The sequence below is a fragment of the Shewanella cyperi genome, from assembly GCF_017354985.1.
Classification (GTDB): domain Bacteria; phylum Pseudomonadota; class Gammaproteobacteria; order Enterobacterales; family Shewanellaceae; genus Shewanella; species Shewanella cyperi.
On record NZ_CP071501.1, the window covers coordinates 3,396,107 to 3,419,595 of the forward strand.

The window sequence follows — 23,489 nt, forward strand, 5'->3', positions numbered from 1 at the left end:
GAATATGCTGATATTTGCGCACAGGGGTGCCAGTGGTTATGCGCCGGAGAACACCCTGGCCGCCATGGAAAAGGCCCTGGAGCTGGGCGTCGAGGCCATAGAGCTGGATATCCATGCGGTGGAGGGCGAACTGATGGTGTTCCACGACCGAAGGCTCGAAGGTAAAAGCGATGGCAAGGGTTTTATCCGCCATAAGACCCTGGCAGAGCTCAGCAAAGTCAGGGTCCGGGGAGAAGCAGTCCCCAGCCTTTGGCAGGTGCTGGAGCTTACTCGTGGCCGCTGCCTGGTCAATATTGAACTCAAGGGCCAGGGGACTGTGGCGCCGCTCGTGCCCTTGTACCACAGGGCCATAGCCGAACTGGGCTTCAGCCCTGAGCAGCTGCTGCTGTCGTCCTTCAACCACCCTTATCTGGCGCAGTTGCGGCAACAGCTGCCAAAGGCCAGACTGGCACCGCTGCTGGGTTCCTTGCCGCTGGATCTGGCCGCAGTGGCCGGCTCTCTTGGTGCCTATTCCATACATCTCGACGTGGACTTTATCAGCCACGCCATGGTGGATGATGCCCACAGGCGCGGGGTGAAGGTCTATGTCTACACTGTGGATGATGCCGATGAAATCCAAGCCCTCAGGCAGCTGGGGGTCGATGGCATCTTTGCCAATTATCCCGACCGCGCCCAGGCGGCGCTGGCAGTTGCCTCAGTGCGGGACTATGGCCACTGGTTTGATTAAATCTGTCTTTGACGCTGGGCCCAGACGCCGATAAACACAAACAGACCACAAAGCAATGCCAGCAGCCACAAGGGTGGTACCTGCACCAGTTGCCGCGCCAGCCAGGGGCTCAGACCGACGATCAGCAGGCCATAGACGAAGGCGTTGACCAGAATAAACAGCAGGGTGCGAACGAAGAAGGAACGGGCCCCAACCCAGCGGCGCAGGGTGCGGTTGATATCAGGGGCAAAAACCAGCATCAGGCAGGCCACTATGGCGGTGGCCACCTGGTTCATCCAGGGGTAAATGGGATAGGCGAGGTCTTTGAGCAGGGTGACAATTGTGTCCATGGTTTGAAAATCGTTATGATAGGAAAATAACAACAAGAATAAGAGCAAGCCCCCATGTCACACAAGCTTCTGTTACTTACCCGGGAAAACGAGCGTTACCGCCAGCTGCTGGCCTCCTGTCACCTGCCGGGACTGCAATTGCTGGACGACGACCCCGCCAATATCCGCCGTGCCGACATCTGGCTGGCCGAGCCCGCCCTGGCCGCCCCCCTGCTCGCCCATGCCGATCAACTGCGTTGGATGCAGTCCACCTTTGCCGGTGTCGATCTCCTGGTCAAGCCCAAACAAAGACGGGATTATTGTCTCACCAATGTGCGCGGTATTTTCGGCCCTCTGATGAGCGAGTACCTGTTCGGTTACCTGCTGGCACGCCAGCGGGAGCACGACAAATACCGCAGCCAGCAACAGCAAAAGATCTGGTTGCCGGGCAGCTACCGCACCCTGCAGGGCCAGGAATTGTTGCTGCTGGGCACAGGCTCCATTGCCAAACACCTGGCGGCCACCGCCAAGCACTTTGGCATGAAGGTGACCGGCATCAACCGCAGCGCCAAGCCCACCGCCGGTTTTGATCGGGTCGCCACCCTGGACGCCCTACCGGAATTTATCGTCGGCGCCGATGCCATCGCCAGCATTCTTCCCAGCACCCCGGAAACCCGCGGCGCCCTCAGCGCCCAAATGCTGGCGCTGATGAAACCCGGCGCCGTGCTGTTTAACCTGGGACGGGGGGATGTGCTCGACCTCGACGCCCTGGCAGAGCAGCTGCAAAACCAGCCGGAGCAACAGGCGGTGCTGGATGTGTTCAACCAGGAGCCCCTGCCCCAGGACCACCCTATATGGGACAGGGACAATGTGATCATCACCCCTCATATTGCGGCCCCCAGCTTTCCGGAGCAGGTGGCGGAAATCTTCAGCAGCAACTATCACCTGCTGCTCAAGGGTGAGCCACTCACCCATCAGGTCAATTTCGAGCGGGGCTACTGAGCGCTCAAAAATTCGGGCTCGGCGCGGTTTGGCTGCAAAAAATCAGGCAGCGCCATAGCTTAGGCGCAGCCGCACCGTTTCCGGCCCTTTTTTTACTGCTTTTAACGATAACGACTGCCCATTTTTTGCGCCTTCCTTATAAAAAACCGTTATTACGGATGAGAACTGTTTTCATTTATAATCCTGTCATCTTCAAGCGGGAGCCGTTTCATGTACGTTTGCGTGTGTTATGCCATCACAGATACCCAGATTAAAGACGCCGTCAGCAAGGGCGATTGCAGCCTGAGCGATGTTAAAAAGCGTTTGGGGGTTGCCAGCCAATGTGGCAAGTGCGCCAAGATGGCCGCCGAAGTGATCCAGAGACAACTGGACGTGGAGCCGAATTACTACGAAGTCGCCTGATCCAGAACCCGCACTGAATCAAATAAAAAACGCTGCCTTGGGCAGCGTTTTTTATTTGGGCTATTGCATCAGCTATTACAAGCTTGGTGCTTCATCGCCACCCAGCTCTACACTGTCGACCCGCTGCAATCCCCTTGGCAGCTTGGCGCCGCGACGACCCCGCTCACCGCGGTAGTGCTCGAGATCTGCAGGCTTTAAGGTCAGCTTGCGCTTGCCGGCCCACAGGGTCACCGACGAATCCGCCGGCACCAGATGCAGGTGAGTCAGCAGTTCTTCCCTGAGCTTGGCCCGCTCTGATGGAATGCCGATGATCTTGTTACCCTTGCCCTTGGCCAATTGCGGCAGGGCCTCGACACCGAACACCAGCATCCGGCCTTCGTTGGTGATGGCCACAATAGACATATTGGCATCCTTTTCCACCCTTCGTGGTGGCAGGGATTTGGCATTGGCCGGCAGACTCAGCAACGCCTTACCCGCCTTGTTGCGGGACACCATGTCGGCAAAGGTACAGATAAAGCCATAGCCCGCGTCGCTGGCCATCAGGAAGCACTGCTGCTCGTCACCCAGGAGCACATGCTCCATGGTTTCACCCGGGGCCAGATTGAAGCGGGTGGTAATGGGCTCGCCCTGGCTTCTGGCCGACGGCAGGGTATGGGTATCGGTAGAGAAGGCACGACCGCCACTGTCGATAAACACAGTCTGCTGGTTGCTGCGCCCCATGGCGCTGCACAGGAAGTTATCGCCGGCCTTATAAGACAGGCCGGCGGCATCTATGTCATGGCCCTTGGCGCAGCGCACCCAGCCCTTCTCTGACAAAACCACAGTGACCGGCTCGGTCGGCGTCAGCTCCTGCTCTGTGAGAGCACGGGACTCCTGGCGCACCACCAGGGGCGAGCGACGCTCGTCACCGTAGGTCTCGGCATCCTGAGCCAGCTCTTTCTTGATCAGAGTTTTCAGACGACGCTCTGAACCCAGAATTTGCTCCAGCTTGTCGCGCTCACTCTCCAGCTCGCTTTGCTCTGCCTTGATCTTCATTTCTTCAAGCTTGGCCAGATGGCGCAGCTTGAGTTCCAGTATCGCTTCGGCTTGTTTATCGCTGAGGTTGAACCTGGCCATCAATTCGGCCTTGGGCTCATCGTGGAAGCGGATGATTTCAATCACTTCGTCAATATTGAGGAAAGCAATCATCAGGGCTTCGAGTATGTGCAATCTGGCCAACACCTTGTCCAGACGGTATTGCAGTCTGCGTCTTACCGTCTCGGTGCGGAAAACCAGCCACTCGCTCAGCATGGCCTTGAGCCCCTTGACCTGGGGACGGCCGTCCAGTCCCAGCACGTTAAGGTTGATGCGGAAGCTCTTTTCCAGATCCGTGGTGGCAAACAGGTGCGCCATCAGCTGCTCGCTGTCGACCCGGTTGGAGCGTGGCACTATGACCAGGCGCACCGGGTTTTCATGGTCGGACTCGTCGCGCAAGTCCGTCACCATGGGCAGCTTCTTGGCCTGCATCTGGGCGGCAATCTGCTCCAGAATTTTGCCTGAGCTGGCCTGGTGGGGTAAGGCAGTGATCACTATCTCACCGTTGTCCAGGCTCCAGACGGCGCGCATTTTCAGGGAACCGCGGCCACTTTCATAAATGCGGGTCAATTCTTCGGCCGGGGTGATGATTTCGGCTTCGGTCGGATAATCTGGCCCCGGTACCAACTCCATCAGCCGCGACAATTCGGTGTTGGGATTGTCGAGCAATTCAATACAGGCATTGGCCAGCTCGCGGGCATTGTGGGGCGGGATATCGGTCGCCATGCCCACGGCGATACCCGTGATGCCGTTGAGCAAGATGTGCGGCAGGCGCGCCGGCAATACCCGCGGTTCTTTCAGGGTGCCGTCAAAGTTGACGCCCCAATCCACAGTCCCCTGCCCCAGCTCGCTCAGCAACACCTCGGAGAAACGCGACAGCCTGGCCTCGGTATAACGCATGGCAGCGAAGGATTTGGGATCGTCCGGAGCCCCCCAGTTTCCCTGACCATCCACCAGCGGGTAGCGGTAGGAAAAGGGCTGGGCCATCAGCACCATGGCCTCATAACAGGCGCTGTCGCCGTGGGGATGATACTTACCCAAAACGTCACCCACGGTACGGGCCGACTTCTTGTGTTTGCTCTGGGCCGACAGGCCCAGCTCGCTCATGGCGTAGACTATGCGGCGCTGTACCGGCTTGAGACCGTCACCTATGTGTGGCAGCGCCCGGTCCATGATCACGTACATGGAATAATTGAGGTAAGCCTCCTCGGTGAAGCGCCGAAGTGGCATCTGCTCCACGCCATCGAGGCTGAGATCTATAGCGTCACTCATTCTTGTGCTTCCTGTACAGGTTCCGGCTGCACGTCCGGCTCCGCGTCTGACTCGGCATCGCGGTAATAAAGACGGTAAATATTGCCCTTGAGATCGTCCGAAATATACAGCGAGCCATCGGCTGCCATCACCATGGAGTGGGGTCTGGCCACGGGGAATTCACCATCAAGAAAACTCACCAGGGTCTCGCGCTTGAGCACCTTGTTGCCCTCCAGCGACAGCACCACTATCTGGTAGCCAATCTTGCTGGAGCGGTTCCAGGAGCCGTTTTCGGCAACGAACAACTGCTGGCGGTAGTTTTCAGGAAATTGCTCGCCACGGTAAAACAGCATCCCCATGGGCGATACATGGGCCGGCAGCTCAAATACGGGAGGTGTTACCTTGAGGCTTTCCGGCTTTTCATAGGCGGGCTCGAGAACGTCGGTGGCATGAACATAGGGGAAACCGTAATGGGCCCCCTTCTGCTCAACCCGGTTGATTTCATCCGGCGGCAGGTTGTCACCCATCCAGTCACGGCCGGTATCATCGAACCACAGCTTGCCATCCAGCGGAGACCAGTCAAAACCGTGGACACTGCGCACGCCCGTGACTATCTGCTCGCTGGCGCCCGAGTCCACATTGATGGCAATGATGGAGCCGAACGGCGCCTCGGGTTCACAGACGTTGCAGGGGGCGCCAATGGCCAGATACAGGCGGCCGTCGGGACCGAAGGCCATGGCCCGGTCGCTTTTGCGACTCTCACTGGGCAGCCTGTCGTACACTTCTTTGGGGCGACCGGGACGGCGCAGGCGCTGTTCTATGTCCACGTAGCGCACTATGCGATCTTCCAGCGCCACATACAGGGAACCGTCATGAAAGGCGATGGCGCTGGGATTTTCCAGCCCCTTGGCTATGGTGTAGCGTTTGTCGACCCGACCATCCTGATTGCTGTCCACCAGCGCCTCTATGGTGCCGCTCTTGTCCGAACCGACAAACAGGGTGCCATCACTGCCCAGGGCCAGTTGTTTGGCATCGCCCACATCCGAGGCGTACAGGGTCAGACCAAAGCCCTTGGTGACTGTGATCATGATCGACTGGGTCGCTGCCTGGGCGACGCTCAAGGTCGCCAGCGACAATGTCAGGATCCAGGCTGTGGGAAATGTCCTGCGCTTGTTACTCATTATCCGTATCTTCATGCCTTAATCGTTTTGGTTATCGGCAACGGCTGACATCACAGCAGTGATGCCAAATCACCCTTGGTTTCCAGCCAGGTCTTGCGGTCACCGGCACGTTTCTTGGCCAGCAGCATGTCCATCATGGCCAGGGTGTCTTCTGTATCGTCTATGGTCAACTGCACCAGGCGACGGGTGTTGGGATCCATTGTGGTTTCCCTCAGCTGCAGCGGGTTCATTTCACCCAGGCCCTTAAAGCGGGTCACCTGCACCTTACCCTTTTTATTTTCGGCAGCAATCCGGTCGAGTATGCCGTTTTTCTCCGCTTCGTCGAGGGCATAGTATACGTCCTTGCCTATGTCGATGCGGAACAAGGGCGGCATGGCCACATACACATGGCCGCGCTCCACCAGCACCCGGTAATGCTTGAGGAACAGGGCGCACAGCAGGGTCGCAATATGCAGTCCGTCTGAGTCGGCATCGGCGAGAATACAGATTTTACCGTAACGCAATTCGGAAATATCCTCACTGTCGGGATCGCAACCTATGGCCACCGAAATATCGTGCACCTCCTGGGAGGCCAGCACCTGTGAGGCATCCACTTCCCAGGTGTTGAGGATCTTGCCCCGCAGCGGCATGATCGCCTGAAACTCGCGGTCCCTGGCCTGTTTGGCACTGCCTCCGGCCGAGTCCCCTTCCACCAGAAACAGCTCTGAGCGCATGGGGTCCTGACCACTGCAGTCGGTCAGCTTGCCGGGCAGGGCCGGGCCCGAGGTGACCTTTTTGCGGGCCACCTTTTTGGCGGCCTTGAGCCTTTTCTGGGCATTGCTGATGCACATCTCCGCCAGGGCTTCGGCCAGGTCCGTGTGGCTGTTGAGCCACAGGGAAAAGGCATCACGCACTATACCTGAGACAAAGGCGGCGCTTTGGCGACTGGACAGTTTTTCCTTGGTCTGGCCCGCAAATTGGGGATCCTGCATCTTGATCGACAAGATGTAGGCCGATCTGTCCCAGATGTCTTCCGGCGACAGCTTGATACCACGGGGAATGAGATTGCGGAATTCACAGAACTCACGCATGGACTCCAGCAGTCCCTGGCGGAAACCGTTCACATGGGTACCACCCAGCGGCGTTGGGATCAGGTTGACATAGCTTTCTGTGAGGCACTCGCCTCCCTCCGGCAGCCAGGTAATGGCCCAATCGGCCGCTTCATGATTGCCGCTGAAGCTGCCAATAAATGGCTCTTCCGGCAGCATGAGCACATCACCGAGGGAGCTCTTGAGATAGTCAGGCAGACCCGCCTCATAGAACCATTCCAGCACCTCACCCGTGTGCTTATTGGTGAACTTGATCCTCAGACCCGGGCAGAGAACGGCCTTGGCCTTGAGCAGGTGGGTCAGCTTGGTGATGGAAAAATTGGCCGAATCAAAATAGCTGGCATCGGGCCAGAAATGTACCCGGGTACCGGTGTTGCGGCGACCACAGGTGCCGCTGACCCGCAGCTCTTCCACCTTGTCGCCATTGGCGAAGGCCATGTCGTACACCTGACCATCACGTCGCACTGTGATCTCCACCCTTTTTGACAGGGCGTTAACCACGGAAATACCCACCCCGTGCAGACCGCCGGAGAATTGATAGTTCTTGTTGGAAAACTTGCCGCCCGCGTGCAGTTTGGTGAGGATCAATTCCACCCCTGGAATGCCTTCTTCCGGGTGGATATCCACCGGCATACCACGGCCATCGTCAATAACCTCAAGGGAGTTGTCCGTGTGCAAGGTGACATCGATGCGGGTCGCGTGGCCCGCCAGGGCTTCGTCCACACTGTTGTCTATGACTTCCTGACCCAGGTGATTTGGACGGGTGGTATCTGTGTACATACCGGGGCGACGCTTAACCGGATCCAATCCGTTAAGCACTTCAATGGCATCAGAGGTGTATTGGTTAGTCATAGCGCAATTGTTATATCGTTATTCAGGCCATGGTGCGGCCCGGCGTGTCGATTTGTCAAGGTAACTGTAAAAACCGGCCTATGGCAGGCAGCTGTGCACCATAGCCGATAAAACTGTGATCGCCTCCGGGTTGCAGCAGCATCTCACAACAATGGTATTTGGTCAGCGCGTCGCGGTAATCGAGCACCTCGTCGCCGGTTTGCAATAATACAAAAAAACGTTCCGGGTTGGCTATTGCGGGCAAATCAAAGTCCAGCAAAGCGTCTTTATGTTCCGGCAACACCTGATAATCCTCCCCCGTGTAGGGGTTATGCTGGGGGCCGAGAAACTCATCAAACAAATGATAGGGCGCCACCGCCGGATTGATCAGTACCGCCTTGCCACCGTAGCGCTGTACCAGGAAGCTGGCATAAAAGCCTCCCAGGGATGAGCCGATGAAACTCAGGGTTTCTCCCTTTGCCAGCGCCTGCTCGCAAAGCTCACCAAGCAGCGCCATGGCGGCCCGGGTATCACAGGGCAACTGTGGCTGAACCAGGTTAACTTGTGGATGACAGCGACGCATATAATCGGCGGTCACTCGCCCTTTTTCCGAGTCGGGAGATGAATTGAAGCCATGAATGTAGAGCAGCATAGGTCCTCACGCTGCGGTCACAGCTTATCAGTAACCGCTGGCACTGTTATCGGGTGCGAAGCTGTCGCCCGCAACACGCTGAACTTGGCTGTGAATGCTACCATCGGCCCCCAGCTCCAGCAAACGGAAGCCCGGCTGGCGGCTGTCGAGGGCAAAAAAGGACGATTTGGGTTCAAACTGAATACAGGTTGACGGCGTTGCCATCAGGTGAATAGCACCATGGCGCCCCTGATAGCTGCTGTCGAGCTGCTGATGCACATGACCCCAGAGCACGCCTCTGACATTGGCATAGCGACCAACCCGCTCCAGAAACTCCTCACCATTGTCCATACAATGTTGATCCAGCCAGGCACTGCCCACCAACACCGGATTGTGGTGCATAACCAAGAGGGTGTGCAGGTCGGGATGGGCAGCAATTGCCGCCTCTATAATGGCAAATTGCGCCTCCGCCATGTGCCCGCCGGGTTTACCGCGCACGGTTGAGTCGAGCATCAATATTTGCCAGCCTGCGGCCAAAATACGTTGCTGGCCAAATACCCTGTAGCCCTGCATGTGCAGGTGCATGATGCGTGGGTCATCGTGATTGCCGGGCAGGTAATGACAGGGCATATCCAATTGCGCCACGGCTTTAACAAAATTGCGATAGGAGTCGGCAGAAAAATCCTGGCTGATATCGCCGGTAGCCAACATTAGCTGGGCGTGAAAATCAGAGGTTTTGTAGGTATCAAGCACGGCCTGAAGGCTGCTGGCGGTATTAACCCCCAACAGTTCACCTTCATGATCTGCAAACAGATGTGGGTCGGTGATCTGCAAAAGACGCAGACTCTCTCCCTCTGGCAGTTGATAAGAAACGGCCTCTTTCAGCACTTTGAATACCCAAGGTCAGGATTGCACTGCCAGTGCGTGACGGCAGCCAATGGTCAATAAGTCTTCCAGGAACGCATTTACCTGATATTTTTCATCACTCTGGTACATGCAAACGTTCGGGTAATCATACACTGCACTGAGGAGAGAAATCTGTTGGCCAGTTAACACTTCCGCTAATTTAGCATCATGATAAATCCGAACCAAGAGTTTCGGATCCTGTACCAGTGGTTCACCGCCCAGAGGACGACTGATTTCCACCAGCTGGGTATAACGGGTATTTTCCTGCAACGTAAGCAATAAATGCCCCTTGGTTCCCTGTGCTCTCAACTTCTGTCCCTCGGGCCAATCTCTGGGCAGCCAACGCAGGATTAAGGCGTAGTTGCGCCCGCAAAGCGCCAGAAAGCGATTCACGTCGGGTTGATAACGGGGTTTGGCTCGGTTCAGGATCAATCTCTATCACTCACTTGTTCGGCGTAATTTCTCATGGTTGAGTTGCAGCCACTGCAACCCTATCAGGGTCGAGGCATTTTCGATCTGCCCCTGGATCACCAAATTGTAGGCTTCTTCGCGGTCCAGCACATGGACCCTGATGTCTTCATGCTCTTCGGCCAGACCGTGAATACCGCAGGCCTTGCTGGCATCCACTTCAGCCCAATAAAAATAAAAGCGCTCGCTGGTACCACCCGGGCTGGCGAGATAGCTGCCCACTTTATGCATGCTCAGCGCATCCAGCCCAGCCTCTTCAAGCAACTCGCGTTCGGCGACCTGCTCCGGAGATTCCCCGGCGTCTATCATGCCGGCCACCAGTTCCAGCAACCAGGGGTTATTACTGGTTTCGACTGCCGGAAAACGTATCTGTTCAATCAGCACCAGCTGATCCCGGCGTGGGTCGTAGGGCAGGACCACCACGGCGTGGCCGCACTCGAACACCTCCCGGGTCACTTCCTGACTCCAACCACCGGCAAATAACCGGTGGCGAAAGCGATATTCCTTCAGGGTGAAAAAACCTTTGAAAGCGGTTCTTTCACCAAGCACTTCAACGTCTTCCCGGCCAAAAAAGCGTTTTATCATCTGGGATTTCCCTGAGCTGTTTTGCCACTATTATCAGTCCTTTTGGCCATTAATTTAAAATAAAATCTGTTACACTTCCGGTTTGACTTTAAAACGGTTGATTTTTTAGTATCTGAGCCATTAACTTTTAGCTGTATTGGGAAGCGTCGGGAAGCGCAAACCGCCTGAATACAAAGGCATTCAGTTTAAACCAGTTAATACCCCTCATAAGGGCTATTTGTCTAATAAGGACAGCCAATGAAATTCAAGATCCGTTCTCTGTGCGCGGCTTTGACCCTGGCGGCGTCTGCACAAGCAGTGCAGGCCGACGATCTGTTGCAAATCTATCAACAGGCGCTGACCAGTGATCCTCTGGTGCTGCAAGCCAAGGCTCAACGCGATACCCTGTACGCTCAAATTGAAGAAAACCGTTCCCCCCTGCTGCCCACCATCAGCGGCAGCATAGGTTACGCAAAAAACTGGAGCGATCCAGGACAGGATACCAGTGGTATCTCGGGCGGCGTCAAGTTGACTCAGGTGATCTATGATCACAGCGCCTGGGTAGGTCTGAGCCTAGCCGAAAAGGCCGCCTCACAGGCTGACTCCGCCTACGCGTCTGCGCTGCAAAGCCTGATTACCCGGGTGACCAAGGCCTACTTCGATGTTCTGACCGCCAAGGACAGCTACGAGTTCCGCGGTGCAGAAAAGCGTGCCATCGAGCGTCAGCTGGAGCAAACCAAGCAGCGTTTTGCAGTGGGTTTGACCGCCATTACCGACGTGCACGAAGCCCAGGCCCAGTTTGACCTGGCTTCAGCCACCGAAATTCTGGCGGAAAACACCCTGGCCAACAGCTACGAGGCATTGCGCGAAATCACCGGCATAGATCACAAGTCTATCAACGTGCTCGATACCGACAGGTTCAGCGCTTCTGTCCCCACGCCAAACAATTCTGCCGAGTGGCTGAAAATGGCCGAATCCAGCAGCCTGGATTTGATGGCCCAACGCATCGGCAAGGACATTGCCCAGGAAACCATCACACTGTACAAGGCCGGCCATATGCCGTCCCTGAGCATGAATGCCGGTTACTCCAAGGGCATTGAACAAAAGACGGGCGATGTGAATGAGCCCGACTTTGACAAGTCCAATATTGGCCTGACCCTGAGCATTCCAATTTTTGAAGGCTTCAAGGTCAGCTCAAAGGTCGACCAGGCGCAATTCCGGTATGTTGAGGCCAGCGAGAAGCTGGAGCAGACCTATCGCCGGGTCGTGAAGGATGTGCGCAACAACTTTAACAACGTGGCTGCGTCCATCAGCTCGATCCGCGCCTACGAGCAGTCAGTGGTCTCTTCCGAGAGCGCCCTGAAGGCCACCCAGGCAGGTTTCGAAGTGGGAACCCGTACCATAGTCGACGTGCTGAACCGCACCCGCGACCTGTATGACTCCAAGCGTAAATTGTCCGAAGCCCGCTACAGCTATATCAGTTCCGTCATGGCGCTGAAGCAAGCCGCCGGCACCCTCACAGAGGATGATGTGATTGCCATTAACAGTGGCCTCAAGAGTCTCTGATAATGTGAAACCAAAAAAGCCGCCCCAAGGGCGGCTTTTTTATTGACCGTGTTTTTATCACTGGAAGGTGTACAGTAAATTGAAGGTGCTAATAGTGTCTATCTGCTCACTGCCCGCCGGCACCACTTCCGTATAACGGACGTTGACGCCGATTTTGAAGGCCCAATCCTGGAACAGGATACTTTTCAGCCCCATGTCGAGGGTCACAGTTGTGTTCTCCTCCCCTATCTCACCGGTCAAATCGGCACCAAAACTGGTGTATTCGTGCAGCCGCTGCTCAAACTTGGCCGCGGTGCGCAAAATCACATCGGATTTGGCCTCGGGACTGGGATCATCGACGCTGTCTATGGGTTGGCTGTAGCGGTAACCGGGACCGATTTCGAGACTCAGCTTGGTTTTGTAACTGCTGATGGCATCAAAACCATAACCGATAGACATAGTGGATTGATGGGTGTAACTGCCGAATTGATCCCAGCTGAAATCGCCGCGACCAAAGACATAGCCGGGGGAAATCTTATAGTTCGACTGTAATTGCAGCTCGTACTTTTCGGCTGTGGTCTCTTCGGAATCGGAAGCATAGTAGCCTTTTATCACCGCCTCCTGCTTGGCCTTGCGGGTGTCATACACAAGTTTAGTGCGACCATTAAAACTGGTGGATTCGGTGTTGCCGGTATTGATCTGTAACCCGGCCTCTATCTCGGCCCGAAAGTCGCTCGGTGGATCCTGATAATCGGGAGGAACCAAGGCAAACGCCCGAGATGAAAGGAGAAGCGTCCCCAAAACCGTCACTGTTTTTTTCATGGTCATTATTGTAAATCTTACCGCTTGCCGCCGGACAATTGGCCCACAAAGCCAAAACGAGGGCCAATCATAACCTCTGCCGCTATGCAGGCAAAGTTATTGCTTGAGTTTCCGGCCTGCTTTATGTACCATTTCGCGCCTTAATCAGTCACTTTAATTCGTTCCTTGCCTCCAGATTTGATCCGACTGAGTCAATAACGAGGCTACTAACCGTAAGGAGCAATAAATGCGTCATTACGAAATCGTATTTATGGTTCACCCAGATCAGAGTGAACAAGTACCTGGTATGATTGAGCGTTACACCGGTGTTATCACCGAAGCTAACGGCAAAATCCACCGTTTGGAAGACTGGGGTCGTCGTCAACTGGCTTACCCAATCCAAGACCTGCACAAGGCCCACTACGTTCTGATGAACGTTGAAGCCACTGCCGAGTCTGTTGAAGAGCTGGAGACTGCTTTCCGTTTCAACGACGCTGTTCTGCGTAGCATGGTTATGCGTACCAAGGGTGCCATCACCGAAACTTCTCCAATGGCCAAAGCCAAAGATGAGCGCGATGCACGTCGTAGCGCCCATAGCGACAGAGCCGCTGAAGAAGCCGAAGAAAACGCTGAAGAAATCGCTGAGTAAGTTTATTTGTGACCGCCAATCACCTGGTGTTGGCTGGCACCGTTATTCGGGCCAGACGCTTTAACAGCCCAGCAGGGATCCCACACTGTGTGATCCAGTTGGAACACCGGAGTCAACGTTTTGAAGCCGAGTTGCCAAGAAACGTATACTGCCTGATACAGGTAGTGATGAGCGGCAAGCACTTTGAGTGCATCGCAGACAAGCTGAAAGCAGGTGTGGAGATTCAGGTACAAGGTTTTATCGCGCTTCAACAGAATCGCAATGGCCAAAGCCGCCTGGTACTGCACGCCGAAAATGTCGAATTGAAAACTTAGGAGACTGTCAAAATGGCACGTTATTTCCGTCGTCGCAAGTTCTGCCGTTTCACCGCTGAAGGTGTTGCAGAAATCGATTACAAAGATATTGCTACTCTGAAGAACTATATCACTGAGAGCGGCAAAATCGTTCCAAGCCGTATCACTGGTACCAGTGCAAAATATCAGCGCCAACTGGCTCGTGCTATCAAGCGTGCTCGTTATCTTTCTCTGCTGCCATACACTGATCTGCATCAGTAATTCCAGCATTGAAGCCTATTTAGAGAGGATTTGATAATGAACGTTATTCTGCTTGATAAAATCGCAAACCTGGGCAACCTGGGTGACCAAGTTGCAGTTAAGGCCGGTTACGCTCGTAACTTCCTGCTGCCTCAAGGTAAAGCCGTTGTAGCCAACGAAGAAAACACCAAAGTATTCGAAGCTCGTCGCGCTGAACTGGAAGCCAAACTGGCTGCCGACCTGGCTTCTGCCACTGAGCGTGCCGAGAAGATCGCTGCTCTGGAAGCCGTTGTTATCGCTTCTAAAGCCGGTGACGAAGGCAAGCTGTTCGGTTCTGTAGGCAACCGTGACATCGCTGACGCTGTGACTGCTGCCGGTGTTGAACTGGCCAAGTCCGAAGTTCGTCTGCCACTGGGCGCTCTGCGTACCACTGGTAACTTCGAAGTTGAAGTACAGCTGCACGCTGAAGTTAAGTCTGTTGTTAAAGTAACTGTTGTTGCTGAATAATCAGATTTGATTCAAGAAAAACACCGCCAATCGGCGGTGTTTTTTATACCTATAAATATGTGCTCTGCAACTAAATTATCTAACAATTCAGCTGCATCGCTTGTACATTTATCCCTCAGAACTAACCTTCCAGCCCCAACGCTACTTGCCGTTTCTCTGCTTGTTTAGCTATCTTTTCCCGATACCGATTCATATCTGCTAATGCTACTTACTCCTTGATCTGCGGGTAATAAACCAAGGGAGCATTTAGCATGGGCATTCTCCGGGCAATGCCCCAGAAGAATGATCACCACCTCCATAGGAGGTGGTTTTAGGCTGATAAAAAAAAGAGCCCCAAGAGGCTCTTTTTTAGTATTACACTAAATTTAGAAAGAATAACGAGCAGTAAACTGTACGTGACGTCCTTCCTGATAACCAGTTGGGCGCAAGAAATTAGGACTAACCTCTGGGTTACCACGCCCCAAATCCTTTTCTTGATCGAAACTATCAGCATCTTGGAAGTTAAACAGATTATACACAGTTGCTTGCAGTGTGAGCCCTTCAACTGCTGCTGGGCGATAAGTCAGCCCCATATCCGCAGTATACAGCCAGTTGGAGCGGCCAGCATCTCCACGTTTTGTCAGCACTTGCTCACCATTACCGTTCTGACAATAGAAGCTAGAAGCTGAATAACGACGGAAATTACCGTAGTCATATGCAGTTGTACCATCACCAACCATCATGTTATCCAAATTCACATAACCCTGACAGCTAAGTGGGATACCAGAAGTGGCTGACAGGCTTAATGATAAGTTCAGCTCATCGGTGAGCTCATACAAGCCATAGGCCTTCAACTGGTGAGTATGGTCGGTAGGAAGGTTGCCATTCGCACCATGCATGAAATTAGCATGATCGAAGTCTTGGGTTGCACCTGGATCTTCCTGAGCCAGCGAAGAGTTAACATAGCCTTCAGCATTTCCATATGTTTTTGAAATAACATATGAAAAGTTAGCTTTCCAACTATCAGCCAATGAGCGTTCTGCGGTCAGCTCAAGGCCGAGATACTTACGCTCATAGTCAGGTAGACCATGGTATGAATTGGGTGTTGTGACGACGGTCAGGTTTCCATCGTCCTCGAGGTCCATAGCAATCGTGATATCATTGCCAGGATTCACAATCATACAGCCCTGCATGCTGTGGGGATCGAAATTGTCGTAACCGTTATCCTGTGCCCAGCGAACAAAGCCATCATGACCACAGAAGTCATCCATGCCATCACCAATCTTACGTCCCATCAACTTGGCCCCTAAGGTCCAGTTATCAGTGATCTGTTGTTGGTAGCCGAGGATTAACTCATCTTGGTACATTGGGTTCAGATTGCGGTCAGCGATAACTTCAGGGTTAGCAACTTGCTCATCTACAGTGCTTGGACCAATCTTGGCACCCAAAGTAACCGGCGAACCATCAGCATTCCAACCATCAGGTGCATAGTAGAAGTCTTCATAGAAGGATTCAGTGCGTGTAGCTCGGATGTTGGTGTTTGCTGGCACTGGTATGTAGTAACGCCCAATAGTACCATATAGTTTCTTAGTTGAGTCGCCGTCGAGATCCCAAGAGAAACCTAAACGAGGAGCAATTAGGTTATCTGACTCAAGGAACACGTCACCATTACCGTCATAGTTGGTGAAGGTTTCACCACGCACCCCACCGTAAATCAGCAAGTTTTCAAGAATTTGCCAGCTATCTTCTATGTACCAAGCAGTGTTATCAACACCAAATGTGGCAGTTTGGGTATTATACTTACGCACACGCACAGTTTCTGTGCCGCATGGAAGATCTACGCCGTTAATGTTACAGCCGTTGTTCTCATGGGAAGTCATGAAGCGATAGTAGGCATCACCGGAATACTTCTCTCCTGGTGAAGTGGCATCATAGCTTTCGTCATTGTAACCAAAACGTAGCGTATGATCTCCAAGAACCCATTCAAAATCAGCCTTCCAACTAGTACGCTCGTCTTCATCATCAACTTGATCGATTACAGTTGTTTGATCTGGGGAGTTCCAACAGCCAATAGAAATACGTTGTGCGAAGGACAAGGCACCAGTGGTATCGTAGGACAACGGGCAGGTATCACCAGGCAGGTTAGGTACCTTTTCATATTTGTTGGTCAGTTTACCATACTGCAGGTTCAAGGTCAGATTGTCGGTCAGGTAACCAGTATAACCAATAACGCTCATGGTTCCGCCGGATTCCAGAGGATAGCTGTTCCCCAGTTCACCAAGGCGTCCCAATACAACATTGCCATCTGCGTCATTATAAACGCTATAACTGTTGTAATCCTTCTCTACTTCGTTGTTGATGTAGGTGAAGCGCAGGCTGTGATCGTTTGTGATAAACCAGTTCAGTTTGGCAAAATACTGAGGATTTGTAATGTCATAAGAATAGCTGCTGGATGTACCGTAATTGGTGCGCTCCTTCTTCTGCCCTTCAACCATAGCGAAGAAGAACAGTTTATCTTCTATGATAGGGCCTGAAGCGAATACGTTGTACTCAAGGTTATCGTTTTTATCTCCCGAGTTATAGGTCGTGACAACTTCGCTACCATCAAGCTGTACGGTAGTAACGTCTTTGTCGGATGCCCTGAGAGAATCAGGAGTCCAATACACTGAACCGCCAAAATTAAAATCGTTGCTTCCCGAGCGGGTTACAATATTAACAATACCACCAAGAGAACGACCGTATTCCACACCATAACCACCAGACTTAACCTGAGTCTGAGCAACAGCATCCTGTGGAAGGTTGGCAAAACTCAACATGGTACGCAGGTTAGTCACATCCATACCGTCGATGTAATAACCGTTTTCGGCAATGGAAGACCCACCAAACACAGGCAGGTTACGACCAAAATTGCTGCCGCCCTGCACGGCACCAGGAGTCAGCAATGCAACAGCAACTGTATCCCTTGGGATTGGCAACTCAAATATGGAATCCATATCATACACAGTACTCGATTCAACAGAAGATGTATCGATTCGCTGAATACGAGAACCCATAACCTGAATAACTTCTGTACTATCGAAACTAACGTTGGTACCTGTACCTACAACGACCTGAATAGTTTGCTTTATCCCCTTGTCATTGACAATTTCATAGGTACCGGCAGGGACGCTACTCACGTTAAAACGCCCTTTATCATCGGCATATATAGTTCGGGTTACACCCGTATTCACGTTTTTATATGTGATAGCACTACCTGCGTTAGCTTTACCGTAAATAGAACCATCGGTGTTGCTGGCAGCTAATGCCGCACCGCTAACAGCTAGCAAAGCTGATACGGACGCTGCTACTAGCGAGCGGCGAAAGTTAGTCTTCATCATGATTTAGCATTCCTTTGAATATTCATTATTATTGATCGCTTACCTGCTTATATTGCAGGCTGGCGTTCCAAGTCTCTCATATGTTTAATACTTGTTACAAGGTGTTATTTTTTTACACAAGCGTAGCATTGTGTTTCAGATAAAAAAAAGGCGCCTCATTTGCTAGTGGGCACCTTTTGCACGATAAATTAGCCTCATGCCGAGGCTCACCTAGATACTCAATTAACCAGCTCAAGCTCGTCCAAAAGGTTCTGGGCATGGTCAACCTTGTCCATCATCCAGAGTATGTAGCGGATATCCACATGCACGGCACGGGTAATTTCAGGGTTGAAGAACCAGTCCTTGGTAATGGCCTCATAGGTGGAGTCAAAGTTCAGTCCCACCAATTCGCCACGGCCGTTGAATACCGGTGATCCAGAGTTGCCACCCGTGGTGTCGACACTGGAGAGGAAATTCACCGGCACCGAGTTGAAGTCCTCGGGTTTATCCAGGCAGGAAAACAAGCGACACAACCAACTGCGGGGATCCTGATACACGGAAGCAACCCTGTGCTGTCCCAGATCATCGGCCTTAATCGCAGCCAACAATTTCTGCGGCGCCTTGTATGGTTCCACCCCTGTGTGTTTGGCAACTATACCGTCAAGCTTGGTAAAGGGTTGCTTGTACAGGGCGTCACGGGATTGGTAGCCATCCACCATGCCATAGCTGATCCGGAGGGTGCCATTGGCATCCGGATAAACCGGCAAGCCCTTGACCTTGTTGTAATCAATGAGCGCCTGCATGTAGGCCGGGCGTGCTATGCTGAGTTTGCCTTCCAGAGTCTTATCGGTTTTTTCCAATGCCATATTGGTATCGAACAAGGCGACTGCGAGGCGGATAAAAGGATCCTGACTGGCTTCAAACTCCGCCGGCGTTTTACCCATCCAGGCCAAACGCTTATCCTGCGTGCCCAACTCACTGGCAGCATAGAAACCCTCCAGCTCGGCCGCGAGCGCCTCAGGACCTTTATCCCCAAAGAAGGCATCCAATGTCGCCACCCTATTGCTTTGGGCCAGGTAAGCCTGCAGATCGGCCAGCCACAGCGTCTTATCGACCCGCTTGTCGAAGCTGGCATCCAAACGCGTGAGCTTGGCCGCAAACAGCTTCATGTCTCGTTCCTGGAAGCCCTGCTCCCGCGCTTCATCTGGCTTTTGTTGCTCCTTGGCCAAACGATACAAGGCGATAGCCGCCTGCAGCAGGTCACTGGACTGGGCGTTATCAAAATAGTAGCGGGTCTGGATCTGTTGAACTTGCTCGGCTACCAGGGCATCCAGGCTCGCGACCAGGGTGTTATCTCCCTGCTGGTTGGCATACCAGGCGCGGAATTCATCTTCCCGCTGCTGCTTGATGGTGGCTATGTCTGTGGCCCTGAAACCATCCAACAAACCATTGAGCTTTTTCATGCGGTTGGCCATGCCCGCCTTGGTGCCGGAATACTTGATGGCCAGCGCCTCATCCTCAGCACCCATGGCATTGATGGTGTCGATACGGGACTGAAAGCGTTTGGCCTGGGTCGGGTACAGCCAATCGCTGGCAAATTTGAGCTCCGAGGTCAGTCTATATCTGTTGGTGGTACCGGGATAACCGGCCACAAAGACGCCCTCACCGGCTTTAACGCCGCCGGCATTGATCTTAAGGAAACTCTTGGGCTGATAGGGCACGTTGTCCTTGGCATAGGACGCCGGCTTGCCGTCTTTGCCCACATAGGCCCGCAGAAAACTGAAATCGCCACTGTGGCGGGGGAACTCATAGTTATCTATGTCGCCACCGTAGGCGCCGACACTCTCAGGCGGAGCATACACCAGACGCACATCGCGGATGATGAGCTGCTTAATCAGGTAGTATTCCAATCCATTGTGGAAACTGCGCACCGAGCAACGGTAATTGTCGTCGGCCTCGCAGGCCTTGATCAGCGCTTTCTGGTTGGCGTCTATCTGCTCATAACGGGTGAGCGGATCGTCACTGAGTTTCGCCGTCACCTCTGCGGTCACATCAGTTACGGCTTCGGTCACATACAGGCGCTCATTGGGGCCGGCCGATGGTTCCTGCTCAAGACTGGCTGCCAGGAAGCCCTGTTCCAGGTAATTGTGCTGGGCATCACTGTTAAATTGAATGGCTCGATAAGCACAGTGATGATTTGTTACCGCCAACCCTTGGGGGGATACGAAACTGGCGGTACAATAGCCCAGACCCACCACAGCGTTCATCGGGTATTGGCTTAAGTCTGCCAGCTGCTTGGCTGGGATCTCAATGCCACGGGATTGGAGTTTGTCGGCGATGGACGGCATCTGATATGGTTGCCACTGACCTTCGTCGGCCATGGCGATGCCGGAAGACAGCAACAAGGTTACCGCCAGAGCATTACGCATGTGCATTCCTTAATGTTTTTATGTCCTTGTGGATGGAAAACAGGCAGGTTAGGGGCGCCCGTTCGGTGCCCCGGGTTTATATCATATTTTGCAAAGTCGTTGGAAATCGGGAGCATCAATGTCTCAACAAGCCGCATTTAAGTCTAAGCCGCCCACGCGGGACGCCCAGCTGGATGCGATCAAAATGCCACCTCACTCTATCGAGGCCGAGCAGTCGGTACTCGGCGGCCTGATGCTGGACTCAGAGGCCTGGGACAAGGTGGCCGAGGCCGTGGTACGGGAAGATTTTTACTCCCGTTCCCACAGGATGATCTTTAGCGCCATGCAGAAGCTGGTGGAAGTCGGCCAGCCTATCGATCTGATCACAGTATCAGAACGACTGGAGCTGAACGACGAACTGGAAGATGCCGGCGGTTTCGCCTACCTGGGTGAAATTGCCAAGAACACCCCCAGTGCCGGCAACATACTCTCCTATGCCGAAATTGTCCGTGAGCGGGCCGTGGTGCGGGAAATGATCCGCGTCGCCCACGAGATTGCCGACGCGGGCTACAACCCGGAAGGTCGGGACTCCAGCGCCCTGCTGGACCTGGCTGAAACCAAGGTTTTCAAGATTGCCGAGCAGCGGGCCAATGCCAACGAGGGTCCTGAAGGCATCAAGACCATTCTCGAAAAAACCGTCGACAAGATTGAGCAACTGTACAACAACCCACACAACGGTGTGACCGGTGTGTCCAGTGGCTTCTCGGATCTCGATCGTATGACCGCCGGCTTCCAGTCCGGGGATCTCATCATAGTCGCGGCCCGTCCCTCCATGGGTAAGACCACTTTCGCCATGAACCTGTGTGAACAGGCGGCGCTGAACGAAGACAAACCCGTACTGATCTTCAGTCTCGAGATGCCCTCGGAACAGATCATGATGCGTATGCTGGCCTCACTGGGCCGGGTCGATCAGACCAAGATACGTACCGGTCAGCTCGACGACGACGATTGGGCTCGGGTGTCGTCCACCATGGGTATCATGCTCGAACAGGGCAAGATGTATATAGACGATAGTTCGGGTCTGACCCCCACCGAAGTGCGCAGCCGTGCCCGTCGTATCGCCCGTGAATACGGCGGCCTGTCGATGATCATGGTCGACTACCTGCAATTGATGCAGGTGCCGGCCCTGGCCGACAACCGGACCCTGGAAATTGCCGAGATCTCCCGCTCGCTCAAGGCCCTGGCCAAGGAGTTGGAAATCCCGGTTATCGCCCTGTCGCAGCTGAACCGCTCGCTGGAGCAAAGGGCCGATAAGCGCCCGGTGAACTCGGATCTGCGTGAATCGGGATCTATCGAGCAGGACGCGGATCTCATCATGTTTATTTACCGGGATGAGGTGTATCACGATGACTCACCGGACAAGGGCACGGCGGAAATCATTATTGGTAAGCAGCGTAACGGCCCCATTGGCCGGGTGCGCCTGACCTTCCAGGGACAATTTTCCCGTTTTGACAATTACGCTGGTCCTCAGTTTGAAGAAGACTGATCCGGCAACAGGCATTCGCAACACAAGGTTGATGGATTGAAACCCTTTCCCCGCGCAGAAATCAGCAGTAGCGCCCTGAAACACAATCTTGCCAGACTCAGACAATTGGCCCCGGACAGCCGGGTCATGGCCGTGGTCAAGGCCAATGGCTATGGCCACGGGCTGCTCAACGTGGCCCAGTGCGTTGCCGATGCCGACGGTTTTGGCCTGGCGCGCCTGGAGGAAGCTCTGGAACTCAGAGCCGGTAAAGTGAAAGCCAAACTGTTGCTATTGGAAGGATTTTTCCGCCAGGAAGACCTGCCATTACTGATAGAACACGACATTGAAACCGTGGTGCATCACGAGTCTCAGCTGCAAATGCTGGAATCCTGCACCCTCAGCCGCCCGGTGACAGTCTGGCTCAAGCTGGATTCGGGCATGCACAGGTTGGGGGTTACGCCGGAGCGGTTTCACGAGCTGTATCAAAGATTGCTGGCCTGCCCCAATGTGGCCAAGCCAATCCATTTAATGACCCATTTTGCCTGCTCGGATGAACCGGACAACGACTTTACCGCCAGGCAAATCAAGGTATTCAACGACCTGACCCGGGATCTGCCCGGACAGCGTACCCTGGCCAATTCCGCCGGTGCTCTTTACTGGCCCGAAAGTCAGGGAGACTGGATCCGCACGGGCATTGCTCTGTACGGTGTATCCCCTGTCTGCGGCGATCTTGGCAGCAACCATGGCCTTATTCCCGCCATGGAGCTGGTATCGCAATTGATTGCGGTACGTGATCACAGCGCCGGCGAACCCGTGGGCTATGGCGCTGCCTGGACAGCCCCCAAGGACACCAAGCTGGGTGTGGTGGCCATAGGCTATGGCGACGGCTATCCGCGCAATGCGCCCGAAGGTACCCCGGTACTTATCAATGGTCGCCGGGTGCCCATAGTGGGCCGGGTGTCCATGGATATGCTGACGGTGGATTTGGGGTTGGATGCCACGGACAAAGTGGGAGACTCAGCCTTGCTGTGGGGCCGGGACTTACCGGTGGAAGAAGTGGCCCAGCACATAGGCACTATCGCCTATGAACTGGTGACCAAATTAACCCCGAGGGTAGCTGTCTGCCTCGCCTGAGGCAGTTAGTTTTCGAAGCAGATTTCAATGTAGGCGGTGCCGTGTGGGCTGGTAAAAGGCATGATGATCTTCTTGCCATCGGCCTTGTGGGAGATCCTGTGGCCCAGGCCCGCCACCACCATTGGGGTTGCCATTTCAAAGTTATAGCCCTTCTCCCCCAACAGGTTCTTGGCGCCGCCGGTCACCATGTTGGTGATCTCCCCCACCAGATCTGTCACCTCATCATTGATGGTACCGGGGTTTTCTCCCAGCATGTTCTGCATGATTTCCAGAATAAGTCCCTGCTCAAAGGTAATGGACATCGAACCCCTGGTTTGGGGCCCCACCATACCAATCAGCCCCGAGACATCTCCCTTGGCCAGGTTATCGGTTTTGAGTTTGGGTTTACCCGGATTCAACTGCATTGATGCCATGGTGGAAATGACATTCAACAGCGACTGAAGAAAAGGATTGATGAATTCTACGTTCATATCTCGGGACACCCTTAGACAAATCAAAAGAAGTACAAACCAGAGCCCCACATCCTGAGATATAACCTGCCCAGAACCCCAAGCCTCTGCTTTTATGGTGAACCAACAGCAAAACTTTTTCCAAGTAAAGGTTCACAATTCTCTAAAGC

General features: G+C 53.9%; 22 protein-coding genes. 10 read left to right on the top strand and 12 right to left on the bottom strand.

Annotation, left to right across the window (positions count from 1 at the left end; translation table 11 throughout):
- The first annotated feature begins 4 nt into the window (after positions 1-4).
- Positions 5-727 carry a glycerophosphodiester phosphodiesterase gene (locus tag JYB84_RS15035; protein WP_207320830.1) on the top strand — a complete coding sequence of 241 codons (723 nt, stop codon included), beginning with the start codon at positions 5-7 and terminating at the stop codon, positions 725-727.
- Here the strand turns inward: JYB84_RS15035 and JYB84_RS15040 are convergent.
- A complete protein-coding gene (locus tag JYB84_RS15040; protein WP_207320831.1) occupies positions 724-1,056 on the bottom strand; it encodes a DUF3392 domain-containing protein in 333 nt (110 codons plus the stop codon). The two genes, JYB84_RS15035 and JYB84_RS15040, sit on opposite strands and share 4 nt — an antisense overlap.
- Positions 1,057-1,110: 54 nt before the next feature.
- Here JYB84_RS15040 and JYB84_RS15045 point away from each other — a divergent pair, with 54 nt between their 5' ends.
- Both JYB84_RS15045 and JYB84_RS15050 read left to right on the top strand, forming a co-directional pair.
- Complete coding sequence (locus JYB84_RS15045; RefSeq protein WP_207320832.1) at positions 1,111-2,037, top strand: D-2-hydroxyacid dehydrogenase; 927 nt, start codon at positions 1,111-1,113, stop codon at positions 2,035-2,037.
- A gap of 210 nt (positions 2,038-2,247) precedes the next feature.
- Positions 2,248-2,439, top strand: a complete 192-nt coding sequence (locus JYB84_RS15050; protein ID WP_207320833.1) for a bacterioferritin-associated ferredoxin — start codon at positions 2,248-2,250, stop codon at positions 2,437-2,439.
- Between the two features lie 75 nt (positions 2,440-2,514).
- On the opposite strand, the gene parC is transcribed toward JYB84_RS15050, so the two are convergent.
- From parC to nudF, 7 genes are read right to left on the bottom strand one after another with little or no spacing between them, the layout of a single operon-like run.
- Positions 2,515-4,785, bottom strand: a complete 2,271-nt coding sequence (parC, locus tag JYB84_RS15055) for a DNA topoisomerase IV subunit A (RefSeq protein ID WP_207320834.1) — start codon at positions 4,783-4,785, stop codon at positions 2,515-2,517.
- A complete protein-coding gene (locus JYB84_RS15060) occupies positions 4,782-5,945 on the bottom strand; it encodes a PQQ-dependent sugar dehydrogenase (protein ID WP_207320835.1) in 1,164 nt (387 codons plus the stop codon). Before JYB84_RS15060 ends, parC begins: the two co-directional genes overlap by 4 nt.
- Positions 5,946-5,995: 50 nt before the next feature.
- Positions 5,996-7,885 carry a DNA topoisomerase IV subunit B gene (gene parE, locus JYB84_RS15065; protein ID WP_207320836.1) on the bottom strand — a complete coding sequence of 630 codons (1,890 nt, stop codon included), beginning with the start codon at positions 7,883-7,885 and terminating at the stop codon, positions 5,996-5,998.
- 55 nt (positions 7,886-7,940) lie between these two features.
- Positions 7,941-8,516: a YqiA/YcfP family alpha/beta fold hydrolase gene (locus JYB84_RS15070; RefSeq protein WP_207320837.1), complete on the bottom strand. Its 576-nt coding sequence runs from the start codon at positions 8,514-8,516 to the stop codon at positions 7,941-7,943.
- A 27-nt stretch (positions 8,517-8,543) separates the two neighbouring features.
- The gene (gene cpdA, locus JYB84_RS15075; protein ID WP_207320838.1) at positions 8,544-9,383 is read right to left on the bottom strand and encodes a 3',5'-cyclic-AMP phosphodiesterase; all 840 of its coding nucleotides are present in this window, start codon (positions 9,381-9,383) and stop codon (positions 8,544-8,546) included.
- A gap of 15 nt (positions 9,384-9,398) precedes the next feature.
- Positions 9,399-9,833, bottom strand: a complete 435-nt coding sequence (locus tag JYB84_RS15080; protein WP_207320839.1) for a DUF1249 domain-containing protein — start codon at positions 9,831-9,833, stop codon at positions 9,399-9,401.
- Between the two features lie 6 nt (positions 9,834-9,839).
- Complete coding sequence (nudF, locus tag JYB84_RS15085; RefSeq protein WP_207320840.1) at positions 9,840-10,454, bottom strand: ADP-ribose diphosphatase; 615 nt, start codon at positions 10,452-10,454, stop codon at positions 9,840-9,842.
- A 237-nt stretch (positions 10,455-10,691) separates the two neighbouring features.
- On the opposite strand from nudF, the gene tolC reads away from it, so the two are divergent.
- Complete coding sequence (gene tolC / locus JYB84_RS15090; RefSeq protein ID WP_207320841.1) at positions 10,692-11,999, top strand: outer membrane channel protein TolC; 1,308 nt, start codon at positions 10,692-10,694, stop codon at positions 11,997-11,999.
- 57 nt (positions 12,000-12,056) lie between these two features.
- Here the strand turns inward: tolC and JYB84_RS15095 are convergent, their stop codons facing one another.
- Complete coding sequence (locus tag JYB84_RS15095) at positions 12,057-12,800, bottom strand: DUF481 domain-containing protein (RefSeq protein WP_207323256.1); 744 nt, start codon at positions 12,798-12,800, stop codon at positions 12,057-12,059.
- Positions 12,801-13,026: 226 nt separating this feature from the next.
- Here JYB84_RS15095 and rpsF point away from each other — a divergent pair, with 226 nt between their 5' ends.
- From rpsF to rplI, 4 genes are read left to right on the top strand one after another with little or no spacing between them, the layout of a single operon-like run.
- Positions 13,027-13,428, top strand: coding sequence for a 30S ribosomal protein S6 (gene rpsF / locus JYB84_RS15100; protein ID WP_207320842.1), 402 nt, complete (start codon positions 13,027-13,029; stop codon positions 13,426-13,428).
- An 8-nt stretch (positions 13,429-13,436) separates the two neighbouring features.
- Positions 13,437-13,742 carry a primosomal replication protein N gene (gene priB / locus JYB84_RS15105; RefSeq protein WP_207320843.1) on the top strand — a complete coding sequence of 102 codons (306 nt, stop codon included), beginning with the start codon at positions 13,437-13,439 and terminating at the stop codon, positions 13,740-13,742.
- Between the two features lie 12 nt (positions 13,743-13,754).
- Complete coding sequence (rpsR, locus tag JYB84_RS15110; protein ID WP_011761169.1) at positions 13,755-13,982, top strand: 30S ribosomal protein S18; 228 nt, start codon at positions 13,755-13,757, stop codon at positions 13,980-13,982.
- Between the two features lie 36 nt (positions 13,983-14,018).
- Entirely contained in the window at positions 14,019-14,468 is a 450-nt protein-coding gene (rplI, locus tag JYB84_RS15115) for a 50S ribosomal protein L9 (protein WP_207320844.1), read from the top strand.
- A gap of 365 nt (positions 14,469-14,833) precedes the next feature.
- Here the strand turns inward: rplI and JYB84_RS15120 are convergent, their stop codons facing one another.
- Together JYB84_RS15120 and JYB84_RS15125 are read right to left on the bottom strand one after the other, a co-directional pair.
- Positions 14,834-17,824: a TonB-dependent receptor gene (locus JYB84_RS15120; RefSeq protein ID WP_207320845.1), complete on the bottom strand. Its 2,991-nt coding sequence runs from the start codon at positions 17,822-17,824 to the stop codon at positions 14,834-14,836.
- Between the two features lie 218 nt (positions 17,825-18,042).
- Positions 18,043-20,232, bottom strand: a complete 2,190-nt coding sequence (locus JYB84_RS15125) for a S46 family peptidase (RefSeq protein ID WP_207320846.1) — start codon at positions 20,230-20,232, stop codon at positions 18,043-18,045.
- 118 nt (positions 20,233-20,350) lie between these two features.
- Here JYB84_RS15125 and dnaB point away from each other — a divergent pair, with 118 nt between their 5' ends.
- Both dnaB and alr read left to right on the top strand, forming a co-directional pair.
- The gene (gene dnaB / locus JYB84_RS15130) at positions 20,351-21,757 is read left to right on the top strand and encodes a replicative DNA helicase (protein ID WP_207320847.1); all 1,407 of its coding nucleotides are present in this window, start codon (positions 20,351-20,353) and stop codon (positions 21,755-21,757) included.
- 36 nt (positions 21,758-21,793) lie between these two features.
- Complete coding sequence (gene alr / locus JYB84_RS15135; protein ID WP_207320848.1) at positions 21,794-22,870, top strand: alanine racemase; 1,077 nt, start codon at positions 21,794-21,796, stop codon at positions 22,868-22,870.
- Between the two features lie 5 nt (positions 22,871-22,875).
- On the opposite strand, the gene JYB84_RS15140 is transcribed toward alr, so the two are convergent.
- Complete coding sequence (locus JYB84_RS15140) at positions 22,876-23,340, bottom strand: chemotaxis protein CheX (RefSeq protein WP_207320849.1); 465 nt, start codon at positions 23,338-23,340, stop codon at positions 22,876-22,878.
- Between the last annotated feature and the right edge of the window lie 149 nt (positions 23,341-23,489).